Below are 14,279 nucleotides of genomic sequence, written 5' to 3'. Positions count from 1 at the left end.
CACCGTCCTGGTGGCGTTCTGGGGGCTTCGGTCTCTGCGGTGCGTGGCGTGGCCTGGCCGGTCAGGCACCGGTGCCGCCGCCTCCCGGAACACCCGAGGCGTGCGTGATGATCTCGTCAATGAGACCGTACTCCTTGGCCTCTTGCGGGGTGAACCAGCGGTCGCGGTCGCCGTCGCGGATGATGGTCTCGACGGGCTGGCCGGAGTGCAGCGCGGTCAGCTCGGACATCGTCTTCTTGGTGCGCAGCAGGTACTGGGCCTGGATCTTGATGTCCGAGACCGTACCGCCCAGGCCCGCGGAGCCCTGGTGCATCATGATGTCCGTGTGCGGCAGGGCGAAGCGCTTGCCGGCGGTGCCGCCGGTGAGCAGGAACTGGCCCATCGAGGCGGCCATGCCCATGCCGATCGTGACCACGTCGTTCGGGATGTACTGCATGGTGTCGTAGATCGCCATGCCGGCCGTCACCGAGCCGCCGGGGCTGTTGATGTAGAGGTAGATGTCCTTGTCGGGGTCGGCCGCAAGGAGCAGCAGCTGTGCGGTGATCTTGTTGGCGATGTCGTCGTCCACCTGCTGGCCGAGGAAGATGATCCGCTCGCCGAGCAGCCGGTTGTAGACCTGGTCGCCGAGGCCACCACCGATGGAAGGCTCGCCGGCGGCGGAGGGCATCAGATTCGTCACGTATCCACCTGCTCGTCTTACGACGGCGCCGGGCCGTCTCACGTCGTCCTGCCGGAGGCTTGGCGGGGGGTGTCAGGAGACTCCCCTGCCCCCGTATTCATGGACCCTAACGCTCAGGTCCCTTCGGGGAATCCCGGAGATGGGAGTGTTCGCCGGGGGCGTAGCGCTCACACGGCGGCGCCGGCCGTCGGTACGGCCCCGTGTCCCCCGGACCGGCGGTACCCGCCCGGGGTGACGAACGGGCCCCGGGGAAACTCCCCAGGGCCCGTCGTGTGCGCTTCAGAGGCGCCGTGGGACCGCTCAGCCCTCGGCGTTCTCCTCGGAGGTGTCCTCGGTCTCCGACGCCTCGGCGGCCTCGGTCTCCTCCTCCTCGTCGTCCAGGTCGACGACCTCGCCGTTGGTGTCCTTCACCGTGGCGGCCTCGACCACGACGGCCAGGGCCTTGCCGCGGGCGACCTCGCCGACCAGGAGCGGGACCTGGCCGCCCTCGACAACGGCCTGGGCGAACTGGTCCGGGGACATGCCGGAGGAGGCCGCACGCCGCATGAGGTGCTCGGTGAGCTCCTCCTGGTTGACGTTCAGCTGCTCCTTCTTGACCAGCTCGTCCAGGACGAACTGGGTCTTGATGCCCTTGACCGCGGCCTCACGGGTCTCGGTCTCGAACTCCTCGGCGGTCTTGCCCTGGATCTCCAGGTACTTGTCGAGGGTGAGGCCCATCTGGCCGAGCTGGTGGTGCTCCAGGTTGTGCTTGCGGGTGTTGACCTCGTCCTCGAGGAGCTTCTCGGGGACGGGGACCTCCACCAGCTCCAGCAGCTTCTCCAGGACGCGCTCCTGGGCCTGCGTGGCCTGGTCGAACTGCTTCATGTTGGCGAGGCGCTTGCGGCTGTCCGCCTTCAGCTCCTCCAGGGTGTCGAACTCGGAGGCGAGCTGCGCGAAGTCGTCGTCCAGCTCGGGCAGTTCGCGGGCGGCGACCTGGGTGACCTTCACGGTGACCTCGGCCTCCTTGCCCGCGGCCGAGCCGCCCTTCAGCTCGGAGGTGAAGGTGGCCTCCTCGCCGGCGGACTTGCCCTTGACGGCGTCGTCGATGCCGTCCAGCAGCTCGCCGGAGCCGATGGTGTAGGAGACGCCGTTGGCGATGCCGTCCTCCAGCACCTCGCCGTCGACCTTGGCCTCCAGGTCGATGGTGACGACGTCGCCGTCCTCGGCGGGGCGCTCGACCGGGGAGGTGGAGGCGAAGCGCTCACGGAGCTGCTCGACCGACTTCTCGATGTCCTCGTCGGTCACCTCGACGGCGTCGACCTCGACCTCGATACCGGAGTAGTCCGGGATCTCCACGGCCGGGCGGACGTCGACCTCGGCGGTGAAGTTCAGCGTCTCGCCGTCCTTCAGCTCGGTGATGTCGACCTCGGGCTGGCCCAGCGGGCTCAGCTCGGCCTCGTTGACCGCCTCGGTGTAGAACTTCGGGAGCGCGTCGTTGACGGCCTCCTCCAGCACCGCACCGCGGCCGAACCGCTGGTCGATGACGCGGGCCGGGATCTTGCCCTTACGGAAGCCCTTCACCGTGACCTGCTGGTTGATCTTCTTGTACGCCGCGTCGAGGCTGTCCTTGAGCTCCTCGAAGGGCACCTCGACAGTGAGCCGAACCCGGGTCGGGTTCAGGGTCTCCACGGCGCTCTTCACGGTTCGGTCTCCTTGTGGCTGACTTCTTGGGTTCTGCCGGAGCCAGACTGGTCCGGCGGATTTCGCCGCCCGGAGGAGTTCGTAGGCCGAGTGGGCCGGGACACACGGGCGCGCAGCTTGCATAGTAACCGCAGCGGGTCAGCGCCCCAAAAGGCGATCATTACGACCTCGTGTGCCGGTGGTCGGGGTGGCGGGATTTGAACCCACGGCCTTCCGCTCCCAAAGCGGACGCGCTACCAAGCTGCGCCACACCCCGTCTGGTGCGAGACGTAGGGTACATGCCCCGGCCGTTCCCGTCGGCTGTATTCCTCCAGGCGGCAGGTGCGGATCGCCCGGCGCCGAACTCGTTGGCCTCGGCGGCGGGCGACCCGCTACGATGCCTTCAGTGCCGCGGTCACCGACCTGCGGCGCAGTACTGCGGGCGTAGCTCAATGGTAGAGCCCTAGTCTTCCAAACTAGCTACGCGGGTTCGATTCCCGTCGCCCGCTCTGTACGCGGAAGGCCCAGGCGAGGGATCGTTCTCCTCTCCCTGGGCCTTCGGCCTTTCCCGGGGCCCTTCAGCCCTCCGCCCGGCCCTCAGCACCGGGCTCCGCGAACTGCTCCATATGGGCGACGCCGACCGTCATGATCGAGCGGGGGGTGGCGACGGGCCGCTTGCCCGCCTCGCTCCTGGGTGCCTTCTGGGCGCCTTGTAGATCCGTTGGCCGCGGCCATTCGGGGTGGGGGCGTCCGTTTCGGCTGTCTCGGTCGCGTGGGAGATGCCGGAGCCGATGAGCCGGGGGCCGTCGTCCTCGGTGAGGATGGCGTCGGCCGGGAGCGGGCCGGGCCGGCGGGCGTGGGTGCCGAGGTCCTCGCCGGCCGCAGGGGGGCGGCGCGGGCGTCCCGGCGGGTGGCGCGAACTCGTCGTGCGCGATCTTGGCGGCGGGCCGGCGGCGGGGGCGGGTCAGGTGGGCCACCCGCATGCCCGATCCGCCAGTGCCGGCCTCCGCCGGAGCCGAGTCGCGTCGCGCCGTTTCCGTACGTCCGCCCGTCGCCCCCGGGTCAGAACCTGATCGAGTTGATGGATTCCGCTATCGAGTTCAGGAAGCGGTCGATCGATGGCGCCATGCCGGTCGAGGCCAGGAAGAACCCGAAGAGGATCGCGACGATGGCGGGGCCGGCCTTGATGTTCCCCCCTCGGATCAGCACCACCAGGATGATCGCCAACAGAAGCACCACAGACAGTGAAATGGCCACAACTGATCCCGCCCTCGGTCGGTCCGCTCTCCCGGCCCGGAGGTACCCGCGCACCCCCGCCAGAACCATCGTGCCACCAACCCGGCCGCCGTATGCGGCCCGTGACACAACGTCGGACGGCGGCCCGGTACGGGCGATCTCCCGCACGGTAATTCGAGCGGGCACCCGCACGTGACTCGCCGATTCATCACGCGACTTCGTTTCCGTGTCCACACATCTTGTGCGCAAGTAATTCGAATTGCCGGCCCCGGGGCGATGTATGACCCGATTGGGTAGGATGAATCAGGACATCAAGGGTGAACGGGCGACCTGAGTGTGCACATCATCACGTGAACGGGGCCGGTGCGTTGGGTAATTCCGCGGGTATCCGAACGCCATAACCGGGAATGCCCGCAGGCGTTTTACGAAATACCGCGGGCGACGCTAGGGTGCCTGGGATGTTTGACGCCGCCTCGTCCCCCGGCCAGAACCGCAGGCCGCTCCCCCCGGCACAGCCGCCGGCGGACGGAGTGCCCGGTCCGCGTACCCCGTCGAGTACGCAGGAGCGGCCGACGCCGCGGACGACGGCGCCGGACAGACCCGGCGGACAGCGCGACGCGTTTTTCGACAACGCCAAGTACCTGGCGATCGCCCTCGTCGCGATGGGTCACGCGTGGGAGCCGCTGAAAGCCGACAGCCGGATCCTGGAGGCCGCGTACACGGTCGTGTACGCCTTCCACATGCCGGCGTTCATCATCATCTCCGGCTTCTTCTCGCGCAGTTTCGACATGCGCCCGGACCGGCTGAAACGGCTGATCACCGGGGTCGCCGTGCCGTACGTCCTGTTCGAGACGGCGTACCCGCTCTTCAAGAACCTCGTCACCGGCTCCCACGACGACATCAGCCTCCTCGACCCCTGGTACCTGACCTGGTTTCTGGTCGCCCTGTTCGTGTGGCGGCTGACCACGCCCGTCTGGAAGCTGGTGCGCAGGCCGCTGCCGGTGGCGCTCGGCATCGCCATGCTGGCGACCGTCAGCCCGGGTATCGGCGACGACCTCGACCTCCAGCGCGTGCTGCAGTTCCTGCCGTACTTCGTGCTCGGCCTGTGCATGAAGCCCGAGCACTTCCAGCTGGTGCGCCGGCGCTGGGTGCGGGCCGTCTCGGTGCCGGTGTTCGCGGCGGCGCTGGCGTTCGGCTGGTGGGCGGTGCCGCGCATGGCCACCGCCTGGTTCTACCACCGCGACGCGGCCCAGGAGCTGGGCGCCCCGTGGTGGTGCGGCCCGGTGATGACACTCGCGATGATGGGCTGCTCGCTGGCGCTGACGGCCTGTTTCTTCGCCTGGGTGCCACGCCGGAAGATGTGGTTCACGGCGCTCGGCGCGGGCACGCTCTACGGCTACCTGCTGCACGGCTTCCTGGTGAAGTTCGCCTACTACCGCGGCTGGTTCGGGCACTCCTGGCTGCATCGTCCGCTCGGCGAGATCCTGGTGACCGTCCTCGCCGCGGCCGCCGTCACGGTGCTGTGCACACCGCCGGTGCAGCGCGTCTTCCGCTTCGCGATGGAGCCGAGGATGGCGTGGGCGTTCAAGCAGGACGCGGCCGAGTCGGCCCGCGAGCGGCGGCAGGAGCAGGAGCAGCAGGGGCAGGAGGAGAAACAGCGGGAGAGGGTCAGCGCCTAGCGGGTTCCGGTTCCGGGTTCCGGGTCGGGGTGCGGGTCGGGGGCCGGGTCGGGGTGCAGGCCGAGAAGTGCGCGCATCCGTGCGTACTTCTGAGTCAGTCGTTCCCGGGTCGGTCCGTCGAGCACCGCGAGGCGCCGCGGATCGGCGTTGTGCGCCAGGTCGGCCTGCTTCACCAGCAGGGCGCCGGGGGTGGCGAGGATCCGGCCGGCGTACGCCTCCGGCGGCTCCCCGGACCGCTTGGTGAGGGCGTGCACGACGGCCTTGGTGCGTTCGCTGAGGGCGGCCGTCGCCAGCCACTCCTCGCTCAGCGCGGCGTCCTCCAGGGAGTCGTGCAGCCAGGCCGCCGCGATCTGCTCCGGGTCGCCGCCGCGGACGCGGACGCCCTCGGCGACGGCCGCGAGGTGCTCGGCGTACGGCCGTCCGGCCTTGTCGGTCCGGCCGTCGTGGGCGGCGCGGGCGAGGGCCTCGACCTCGGCGAGGGTGAGGTGGGTCATGCGCCGAGTGTCTCCTGCCGGGGCGGGGAGCGGAGGGGTTTCGTCTGCCCCGGGCCCGGCCGCGTCCCGCCGCGCCCCCGCGGCTCAGCGGGCGGCGGCCACCTCGCGGCAGATCAGCAGCAGCGCCCGGTCGTCGTTGACGTCCTTGGCGACCGCTTCGATGAGATGCCAGGCGGCGCCGTGGAAGCCCCCGGCCACATAGCGGTCGGCCTCGCCGGTGAGCCGGTCGATGCCCTCCACGATGTCCCGGTCGGAGGTCTCCACCAGACCGTCTGTGAACAGCATCAACACGTCCCCGGGGCGCAGTGAGCCCTTCACGGGGTCGAACTGGGCACCGTCGTACACACCGAGCAGCGGGCCCTCGGCCGCCTTCTCCTCCCAGCGCCCGCTGCCCGCGCTCAGCTGCAGCCCCGGCGGATGACCGGCGGAGTACAGCTCGTAGTCCCCGGAGTCCAGGTCCAGGACCAGGTGGATGGAGGTGGCGAAGCCCTCGTCCCAGTCCTGGCGGAGCAGATAGCCGTTGGCGGCCGTCAGGAAGGCGTGCGGGGGCAGGGAGCCGACGAGACCGCCGAAGGCGCCGGACAGCAGCAGGGCGCGCGAGCCGGCGTCCACGCCCTTGCCGGACACGTCGGTCAGCACGACCTCGAGGGTCCGGCCGCCGTTGGTACGGGCCGCGACGACGAAGTCACCGGAGAAGGACTGGCCGCCCGCCGGGCGCAGCGCCATCTCGTGGTGCCAGCCCTTCGGCAGCTTCGGCAGCTTGCTCTGCACCCGGATCCGCTCGCGCAGGTCGAACAGCATGGTGCCGCCGCGCCGCCAGGGCACGCCGACCCGGCTGCGGAACTGGGCGGTCAGCAGCCCGAAGAAGCCGCACGCGGCGACCACCAGGACGATGCCCGGGGTGACCCGGGAGGGCCCCTCGGTGTACGGGCCGAGCCGCACCGACTCCACGATCAGCGCGGTGGCCGCCGCCGCGTACAGGCCGAGCAGGCTCGCCGGGCGCAGCAGCAGACCGCCGGCGACGATCGGCAGCACCAGGGTGGCCGGGGAGCACCACACCGAGTTCAGGAGTGTCATGGCCGCGAGGACCGGGACGGTCAACAGCAGCCCGGCGAAGGCGATCCAGTCCGAGCCGTCGCCGCGGAAGTAGTCCACGGCGCTTCTGCGCAGCCCGACGCGGGCCCGGTGCCACTGCATCTTCCACCGGGCCGTGAACGTCTCGGCCTTCGCGCGCCGCTGTCGTCCTGCTGCCATCAGTTCGGGACCCTATCCAGCCGACCGGCCGCTTGGCACGGGAGGTCCCACTTGTCCCCCCTGCGAGGTTCCGCTTCGCCGTTCGCCGGACCGCCCGGGGCACGTGCCGGCGGGGGGAAATTCACTGGCTCGTCCCCCTACGCCCTGATAGGCATGGCCCATGGGGACTGAGCACGGAACCGAGTTGAAGACGCTTCGCCCGGAGGAGTTCGACCGGTGGTGGGACCACCTGGTCCGCGCCTTCGGCGGCGGGCCGGCCTCGGCCGAGGAACGCGAGCTGGACAGGTCACTCACCGAGTTCGACCGTTCCCTGGCCGTCTGGGACGCGGACACGCTCGTGGGCACGGCCGGGGCCTTCAGCTTCCGGATGACCGTTCCGGGCGGGGCGGTGGTGCCCACCGCCGGCGTGACGATGGTCAGCGTGGCCGCGACGCACCGGCGGCGCGGGGTGCTGACCTCGATGATGCGGCGGCTGCTGGAGGACGCGCGCGCCAAGGGGGAGCCGCTGGCCGCGCTGTTCGCCTCCGAGCCCGCGATCTACGGCCGGTTCGGGTACGGCTCGGCGACGTTCCAGCTCAGCGCCGAGATCGACACCAGCCGGGTGACGCTGGCGCTGCCCGGGGGCACGGACGAGGTGCGGGTGCGCTATGCCCCGCCCGCCGACGTCCTGGACGCGTGCGAGGCGGTGTACGCGGCTACGGTGCCCGGCCGCCCCGGCATGCTGGCGCGGCAGCCCGGCTGGGAGCGGGTCCGTCTGCTCGACCCCGAGAGCGAGCGGGAGGGGGCGTCGGCCCTGCAGTGCGTGCTCGCCGAACGGGACGGCGAGGTCACCGGGTACGCGCGCTTCCGCACCAAGATGGGCTGGGGGCCGAGCGGTCACGACGGCACGGTGTCCCTGGAGGACCTGGCCGCGCTCGACCCGGCGAGCGAGGCCGCGCTGTGGCGCTTCCTCTTCGGCATCGACCTGATGACGACGCTGAAGCTGCGGAGCCGGCCGGTGGACGACGCGTGGCAGCACCTGGTCTCCGACATCCGCCGCTGCCTGGTGCAGTCGAGGGATGCCGGGTACGTCCGTCTCGTGGACGTGGGCGCGGCCCTGTCGGCCCGTACGTATCTGACGCCCGTCGACGTCGTCCTCGAGGTCGAGGACGCCTTCTGCCCGTGGAACGCCGGGCGCTGGCGGCTGACGGGAGACGCGAAGGGCGCGTCCTGCGAGCGTACGACCGACACGGCCGACCTCGCGCTGTCCGTACGGGAGCTGGGAGCGGCCTGTCTGGGCGGGGTGAGCCTGCTGTCGCTGGCGGCGGCCGGGCGGGTGCGGGAGTCGCGGCCGGGGGCACTGGCGGAGGCGTCGGTGGCGTTCGGCTCACCGGTGGCCCCGTGGCTGCCCCACGGCTTCTGACGCACCGGCCCGTGGATCACCGTTGCTGGCAGCCGGGGCACCAGAAGAGGTTGCGGGCGGCGAGGCCGGCGGTGCGGATCTCCCCGCCGCAGATGTGGCAGGGCAGGTTCGCGCGGCGGTAGACGTACACCTCGCCGCCGTGGTCGTCCACGCGGGGCGGACGGCCCATCGCCTCCGGGGTGTGCTCGGGGCGGACGGTGTCGATCCGGTTGTTCCGCACGCCTTCCCGCATCAGCTCGACCAGGTCGGCCCAGAGGGCGTCCCACTCGGCCGGAGTGATGTCCCGGCCCACCCGGTAGGGGTCGATGCCGTGCCGGAAGAGGACCTCGGCCCGGTAGACGTTGCCGACGCCGGCGACGACGTTCTGGTCCATGAGCAGCGCGGCGATCGTGGTACGGCTGCGGGAGATCCTGCGGTAGGCGGCGCCCGGGTCGGCGTCCGCGCGCAGCGGGTCGGGGCCGAGCCGGGCGTGGATCGCCGCCTTCTCGGCGTCCGTGATCAGGGCGCAGGTGGTGGGGCCGCGCAGATCGACGTACGACGTGTCGTTCGTGAGCCGGAGCCGGACGGTGTCCGTCGGCGGGGGCGCCGGGGCGTCCCCGAAGCCGACCTTGCCGAAGAGGCCGAGGTGGATGTGGACCCACTCGGCGGCCCGGAAGCCCAGGAAGAGGTGCTTGCCGTGGGCCTCGGTGGCGGTCAGCCCGGTGCCGTCCAGGAGGGCGGCGGCGTCGGAGAACTTGCCCTGGGGGCTGGTGACGCGGACGGGCCTTCCCTGGAAGCGGTCGGCGTGCTCCTGGGCCAACCGGTGGATCGTGTGCCCTTCCGGCAAGGCTGGCCTGTCCTTTCCATTCCGTCTTCTCCCGCCCCCACACCCGTCCCGGCCGGGCCGAGAGGCGGTCGCGGGCGGGCCCGGGCCCACGTGCCCGGCGCGGTCGCGGGGCGGCCCCTCGTGCCCGGCGCCGTCGCGGGGCCGCGACGGGGTCCAGCCCGCGGAACCGGGCGGGGACACGCGGGGGGGCGGGGCGCAGGCCGGGCGGACCGGCCGCGGTCCTGGCCGCACCCCGGGGGTCTGCGGGTGCAGCCCCCGGAGCCGGTGCCCGGTGAGCCGGGCGGGGTGGGCTACTGCTGCGGGTGGTGGGCCGGGATCGGGGGGAGGTCGCCCGTCGTCTCGTACGCCGAGAGCATGTCGATGCGGCGGATGTGGCGCTCGTCACCGGAGAACGGGGTACTCAGGAAGACCTCGACGAACTTGGTCGCCTCCTCCGTGCTGTGCATCCGCGCACCCACGGCCACCACGTTGGCGTCGTTGTGCTGGCGGCCGAGCGACGCCGTCTCCTCGCTCCAGGCCAGCGCCGCGCGCACGCCCTTCACCTTGTTCGCGGCGATCTGCTCACCGTTGCCGGAACCGCCGATCACGATGCCGAGGGCGTCCGGGTCCGCCGCCGCCTTCTCCGCGGCGCGCAGGCAGAACGGCGGATAGTCGTCCTGGGCGTCGTAGATGTGCGGCCCGCAGTCGACGGGCTCGTGGCCGGCGGCCTTCAGCCACTCGACGAGGTGGTTCTTCAGTTCGTAGCCCGCATGGTCCGAGCCGAGGTACACGCGCATGCAACGAGTGTGACACGCCCCTTTCGGGGCAGCAGCCCCGGGTGTCGGCGTCCGGACGGGCAGAAAAATGTGAGCGACACCATAGAACCTCAAGGCAACCTCAAGTAACAATCCGGATTCAGAGGTTCCCGAATTCGTTCGCCTCGGATTCACTGGACCGACTCGTACACCGCTCGTACGGGCAGCTTCACCTGGCGCAAAGGAAATCCGTCCATGACCCCTGGTTCGGGCCTCCAAGCAGGACTGAAAAACCGCCACCTCACGATGATCGCGATCGGTGGTGTCATCGGAGCCGGCCTCTTCGTCGGTTCCAGTTCCGGTATTGCCACCGCGGGACCGGGAATCCTCCTCTCTTACGCCCTCGTGGGCACGCTCGTCGTGCTCGTGATGCGCATGCTCGGCGAGATGTCCGCCGCCAACCCGACATCCGGTTCCTTCTCCGCGCACGCCGACCGCGCCCTGGGCCGCTGGGCCGGGTTCTCCATCGGCTGGCTGTACTGGTTCTTCTGGGTCGTCGTGCTCGCCGTCGAGGCGACCGCCGGCGCGAAGATCCTCGAAGGCTGGGTCCCGGCCGTCCCGCAGTGGGGCTGGGCGCTCATCGTGATGGTCGTGCTGACCGCGACCAACCTGGTCTCCGTCGGCTCCTACGGCGAGTTCGAGTTCTGGTTCGCCGGCATCAAGGTCGTGGCGATCGGCGCGTTCATCGTCGTCGGTCTGCTCGCCGTGTTCGGCGTGCTGCCCGGCGTGCACGCCGACAAGGCGTCGTTCGGCAACCTCACCTCGCACGGCGGTTTCCTGCCGCACGGTCCGGGCGCGATCCTCACCGGTGTGCTGCTGGTCGTCTTCTCCTTCATGGGCAGCGAGATCGCCACCCTGGCGGCCGGCGAGTCCGAGGACCCGCAGAAGGCGGTCACCAAGTCCACCAACAGCATCATCTGGCGCATCGGCGTCTTCTACCTGGGCTCGATCCTGGTCGTGGTCTCGCTGCTGCCGTGGGACGACGCGTCCATCAAGAAGGACGGCTCCTACGTCGCCGCCCTGAACTCACTGGGTATCGCGCACGCCGGCGAGATCATGAACGTCATCGTGCTGACCTCGGTGCTGTCCTGCCTCAACTCCGGCCTGTACACGGCCTCCCGGATGGCCTTCTCGCTCGGTGAGCGGGGCGACGCGCCGAAGGCGTTCGCGCGGGTCAACAGCCGGGGCGTGCCGATGACGGCGATCCTCGCGTCGGTCGTGTTCGGCTTCGTCGCCGTCTTCTTCAACTACCTGTCGCCGGACACGATCTTCCTGTTCCTGGTGAACTCCTCCGGTGCGGTGGCGCTGTTCGTGTGGCTGGTCATCTGCTTCTCGCAGCTGCGGATGCGGAAGATCATCCAGCGGGAGGCGCCGGAGAAGCTCGTCGTGCGGATGTGGCTGTACCCGTACCTGACCTGGGCGACGGCCACGCTGATCGTCGGCGTGCTGGTCTACATGCTGTTCGACACCGAGCACGACGGCCGCGAGACGGTGCTGCTGTCGCTGATGGTCGCGGCGGTCGTACTGATCATCGCCGTGGTCAAGGAACGGCTCACGGCGCGCCGCCCGGCTCCGGCGGCCGAGGCCCCGGCCGACAAGGTGTCCATCGGCTGATCTCCCGGACCGGCACGTCCGCGGGACGTCGCCGCACCCGGCACGGAATGGCCGCACGACCTGACACGAGGTGTCGGGTCGTGCGGCCATTCGCGTTCCCCGGCCGCCCCGGCCTCCGCGCGGATCCGGCCCTGCGCCCTGCACCCTGCGCCCCGCGCCCTGCACCCTGCGCCCCGCGCCCTGCACCCTGCGCCCCGCGCCTTCCGCCACCCACCCCGGGACCCGCCACCGCCACCCGCCCCTAGACCCGTCCTCCGCCACCCACCTCGGGACGCGAAAGAGGTCCGCCGGGTCGTGGGGGGCGACGATCCGGCGAACCTCTCGGGCGGGAACCGCGGGTGCCTAGCGCTGGCCGGCGAACTTCCAGGCGGTGGGCAGCACGCCCATCGCCAGGGCGGCCTTGAGGGCGTCGCCGATCAGGAACGGGGTGAGGCCGGCCGCGATCGCCTGGGACGCGGACATGTGGGCCGCCAGCGCCAGGTAGGGGACGCCGACCGCGTAGATGACGGCCTCACCGAGGACCATCGTGCCGGCCATGCGCAGCGGGGAGCGGTCGGCGCCGCGGCGGGCCAGGGCGCCGACGAGGGCGGAGGCGAGCAGCATGCCGAGGATGTAGCCGAAGGAGACCATGCCCGCGCCGGATGCGCCGTTCGCGAACCAGGGCAGGCCGGCCACACCGGCGACCGCGTAGAGAGCGAGGGAGGCGAAGCCGCGGCGGGCGCCGAGGGTGGTGCCGACGAGCAGCGCGGCGAAGGTCTGGCCGGTCACCGGCACCGGGGAGCCGGGGACCGGCACCGACAGCTGGGCCGCGAGGCCGGTGAGGGCGGCGCCGCCGACGACGAGGGCGGCATCGCGGACGCGGGAGGACGGCAGCAGGTCGGCGAGGACTGCGCCGGGGCGGGCGACGGCGGTGGCGGTGCTCATGGGGACTCCGCGGGTGACGAGTACATGCTGGGACACCGTGACGCTATCCCAGCCGACTCGGGCCGATCACCGTCAGCGCTCGACAAAGGACGGAGCGAGAGCTTCGTGGGCTCCGGACAAAGACCGCCGGTCACACCGGGCGGGGCGTGACACTGATCACTGAGGCAGGGACGCTTCGCTCACGCGGTGCGGGCGCCGGGGGCTGTGCGGTTTCACCAAACGAACCCCGGTCATCTGGCCGGATTCGCCTTTCCTGCCCTACCCTTCCAGCCATGGTCGCCCAGTCCCGGAACCTCACCTCGCGTCGCTATGTCGACCTGCGACGCCAGGGCACGGCCACCTGTCGCCGTCCGGGGTAGGGGCGGACCTTCGGCGCGCCTCGCCCGCTTTCGAGACTCCGAGACGTGTCGGCCCCGTTCCCGAGGACGGTTCTCCATGCCCCGTACCGCGGTTCCCGCCCTTGCCTCCCCCGTCCCGCGTGCCGCCGACAGCGACCGGCGGCGCACCAGTGCCAGCGTCGTCCTGCGGTCCGTACTGGAGCACGGACCGGTGGCCCGCAGCACCGTCGCCCGGCTGACCGGGCTGTCGCCCGCGTCGGTGACCGAGCACTGTGCCCGGCTCGCCGAGCGGGGCCTGATCCGGGAGTCCGCGGTGCCCCGCCGCTCGAACGGGGTGGGCCGGCCGCACGTCCCGGTCGACCTGGACGACCGCCGCTTCCTGGTCGCCGGTGTGCACGTGGCCGTGCCGTACACCACGGTGGCGCTGCTGGACCTGCGCGGCCGGGTGGTGGCCCGGCGGGAGCTGCGGCACGGGGGGACCGAGCCCGGCCGGGTGCTGGCGCGGGCCGCCGAGGGCCTCGCGGGGCTCCTCTCCGGGGTGCCGGACCGGCGTCCGCTGGGCGTGGGGGTGGCGGTGGGCGGCTGGGTGGACCGGGAGACGGGCACGGTGGTCGAGCACGAGCTGCTGGGCTGGCGGGAGGTGCCGGTGCGGGAGCTGCTCGGCGCCCGCACCGGTCTGCCGGTCCGGGTCGACGGACACGCGCGGGCGTTGGTGCACGGGGAGCGGCTGTTCGGGCGGGCCCGGGGCAGCCGGAGCGTGCTGCACCTGTTCGTCGGCAACATGGTGGACGCCGCCTTCGCCACCCATGACGAGGTGCACTACGGTCCCCGGTCCGCGGCCGGGGCCATCGCCCATCTGCCGGTGCCGGGCGGCACCGAGCCGTGCCCGTGCGGCCGTACCGGCTGCCTCCAGGCGGAGTTGAGCGAGCGGACGCTGTGCCGGCGGGCCCGGGCGGCCGGGGTGACCGACTCGACCAATCCGATGCATGTGGTGGCCGCGGCGGCGGGCGGGAACGCGGTGGCCCGGCGGCTGCTGGTGGACCGGGCCCGGGCGACCGGACGGGCGGCCGGGCTGCTGCTGGACGTGCTGAACCCGGAGACCGTCGTGGTGACGGAGGTGGGCGTCATGCACTTCGAGGACTGTCTGAACGCGCTGCGGGAAGCGGCCGGAGACAGCCGTGCGGCGGCCGTGCTGCCGACGAGTTTCCCGGATTCGGTACTGGCGGTGGCGGGTGGATCCGTCATGCTCGACGCGCTGTTCCGGGATCCGCTGAGTGCGTCACCTGAGCTTATTTAATTCAGAAACTCGGAATGTTGACAGGGGTCGCTCATGGCCGGGAACATGCTGGTCATGGACGTACTCATCAGCTGTCGCACCTT

12 protein-coding genes and 2 tRNA genes are annotated in these 14,279 nt (G+C 71.3%); 5 read left to right on the top strand and 9 right to left on the bottom strand.

The window, feature by feature from the left end; all coding sequences use genetic code 11:
- Nucleotides 1–61: 61 nt before the first annotated feature.
- From AB0B40_RS04025 to AB0B40_RS04015, 3 genes are all read right to left on the bottom strand, one after another.
- Nucleotides 62–667, bottom strand: coding sequence for an ATP-dependent Clp protease proteolytic subunit (locus AB0B40_RS04025; RefSeq protein ID WP_345060617.1), 606 nt, complete (start codon nucleotides 665–667; stop codon nucleotides 62–64).
- A 312-nt stretch (nucleotides 668–979) separates the two neighbouring features.
- Nucleotides 980–2,359: a trigger factor gene (gene tig / locus AB0B40_RS04020; protein WP_345060604.1), complete on the bottom strand. Its 1,380-nt coding sequence runs from the start codon at nucleotides 2,357–2,359 to the stop codon at nucleotides 980–982.
- Between the two features lie 179 nt (nucleotides 2,360–2,538).
- A tRNA-Pro gene (locus AB0B40_RS04015) sits at nucleotides 2,539–2,615 on the bottom strand.
- Between the two features lie 161 nt (nucleotides 2,616–2,776).
- On the opposite strand from AB0B40_RS04015, the gene AB0B40_RS04010 reads away from it, so the two are divergent.
- Nucleotides 2,777–2,847, top strand: a tRNA-Gly gene (locus AB0B40_RS04010).
- Nucleotides 2,848–3,400: 553 nt separating this feature from the next.
- Here AB0B40_RS04010 and AB0B40_RS04005 read toward each other — a convergent pair.
- Entirely contained in the window at nucleotides 3,401–3,595 is a 195-nt protein-coding gene (locus AB0B40_RS04005) for a hypothetical protein (protein WP_030345093.1), read from the bottom strand.
- A 437-nt stretch (nucleotides 3,596–4,032) separates the two neighbouring features.
- On the opposite strand from AB0B40_RS04005, the gene AB0B40_RS04000 reads away from it, so the two are divergent.
- Complete coding sequence (locus AB0B40_RS04000) at nucleotides 4,033–5,253, top strand: acyltransferase family protein (RefSeq protein WP_362262671.1); 1,221 nt, start codon at nucleotides 4,033–4,035, stop codon at nucleotides 5,251–5,253.
- Here AB0B40_RS04000 and AB0B40_RS03995 read toward each other — a convergent pair.
- Together AB0B40_RS03995 and AB0B40_RS03990 are read right to left on the bottom strand one after the other, a co-directional pair.
- A complete protein-coding gene (locus AB0B40_RS03995) occupies nucleotides 5,250–5,747 on the bottom strand; it encodes an HD domain-containing protein (protein WP_345047728.1) in 498 nt (165 codons plus the stop codon). The two genes, AB0B40_RS04000 and AB0B40_RS03995, sit on opposite strands and share 4 nt — an antisense overlap.
- Nucleotides 5,748–5,831: 84 nt before the next feature.
- On the bottom strand, nucleotides 5,832–7,001 hold the full coding sequence (locus tag AB0B40_RS03990) for a PP2C family protein-serine/threonine phosphatase (RefSeq protein WP_362262668.1): 1,170 nt from the start codon (nucleotides 6,999–7,001) through the stop codon (nucleotides 5,832–5,834).
- A 160-nt stretch (nucleotides 7,002–7,161) separates the two neighbouring features.
- Between AB0B40_RS03990 and AB0B40_RS03985 the strand changes: the two genes are divergently transcribed.
- Nucleotides 7,162–8,403 (top strand): GNAT family N-acetyltransferase, encoded by a 1,242-nt coding sequence (locus AB0B40_RS03985; RefSeq protein ID WP_345047731.1) that lies wholly within the window; start codon nucleotides 7,162–7,164, stop codon nucleotides 8,401–8,403.
- Nucleotides 8,404–8,419: 16 nt separating this feature from the next.
- On the opposite strand, the gene AB0B40_RS03980 is transcribed toward AB0B40_RS03985, so the two are convergent.
- Both AB0B40_RS03980 and AB0B40_RS03975 read right to left on the bottom strand, forming a co-directional pair.
- Nucleotides 8,420–9,229 (bottom strand): DNA-formamidopyrimidine glycosylase family protein, encoded by an 810-nt coding sequence (locus AB0B40_RS03980; protein ID WP_362262665.1) that lies wholly within the window; start codon nucleotides 9,227–9,229, stop codon nucleotides 8,420–8,422.
- 290 nt (nucleotides 9,230–9,519) lie between these two features.
- The gene (locus AB0B40_RS03975) at nucleotides 9,520–10,005 is read right to left on the bottom strand and encodes a ribose-5-phosphate isomerase (RefSeq protein ID WP_345047734.1); all 486 of its coding nucleotides are present in this window, start codon (nucleotides 10,003–10,005) and stop codon (nucleotides 9,520–9,522) included.
- A 213-nt stretch (nucleotides 10,006–10,218) separates the two neighbouring features.
- On the opposite strand from AB0B40_RS03975, the gene AB0B40_RS03970 reads away from it, so the two are divergent.
- Nucleotides 10,219–11,637 carry an amino acid permease gene (locus AB0B40_RS03970; RefSeq protein ID WP_345047735.1) on the top strand — a complete coding sequence of 473 codons (1,419 nt, stop codon included), beginning with the start codon at nucleotides 10,219–10,221 and terminating at the stop codon, nucleotides 11,635–11,637.
- 342 nt (nucleotides 11,638–11,979) lie between these two features.
- Here the strand turns inward: AB0B40_RS03970 and AB0B40_RS03965 are convergent, their stop codons facing one another.
- Entirely contained in the window at nucleotides 11,980–12,561 is a 582-nt protein-coding gene (locus tag AB0B40_RS03965; protein ID WP_345047737.1) for a biotin transporter BioY, read from the bottom strand.
- Between the two features lie 435 nt (nucleotides 12,562–12,996).
- Between AB0B40_RS03965 and AB0B40_RS03960 the strand changes: the two genes are divergently transcribed.
- Nucleotides 12,997–14,196 (top strand): ROK family transcriptional regulator, encoded by a 1,200-nt coding sequence (locus tag AB0B40_RS03960; RefSeq protein ID WP_362262660.1) that lies wholly within the window; start codon nucleotides 12,997–12,999, stop codon nucleotides 14,194–14,196.
- The last annotated feature ends 83 nt before the right edge of the window (nucleotides 14,197–14,279 follow it).

It is taken from the genome of Streptomyces sp. NPDC042638 (assembly GCF_040647235.1).
GTDB lineage: Bacteria > Actinomycetota > Actinomycetes > Streptomycetales > Streptomycetaceae > Streptomyces > Streptomyces rameus.
The sequence above is the reverse complement of the archived record's forward strand: the minus strand, read 5'-3'. Positions and strand labels throughout refer to the sequence as shown.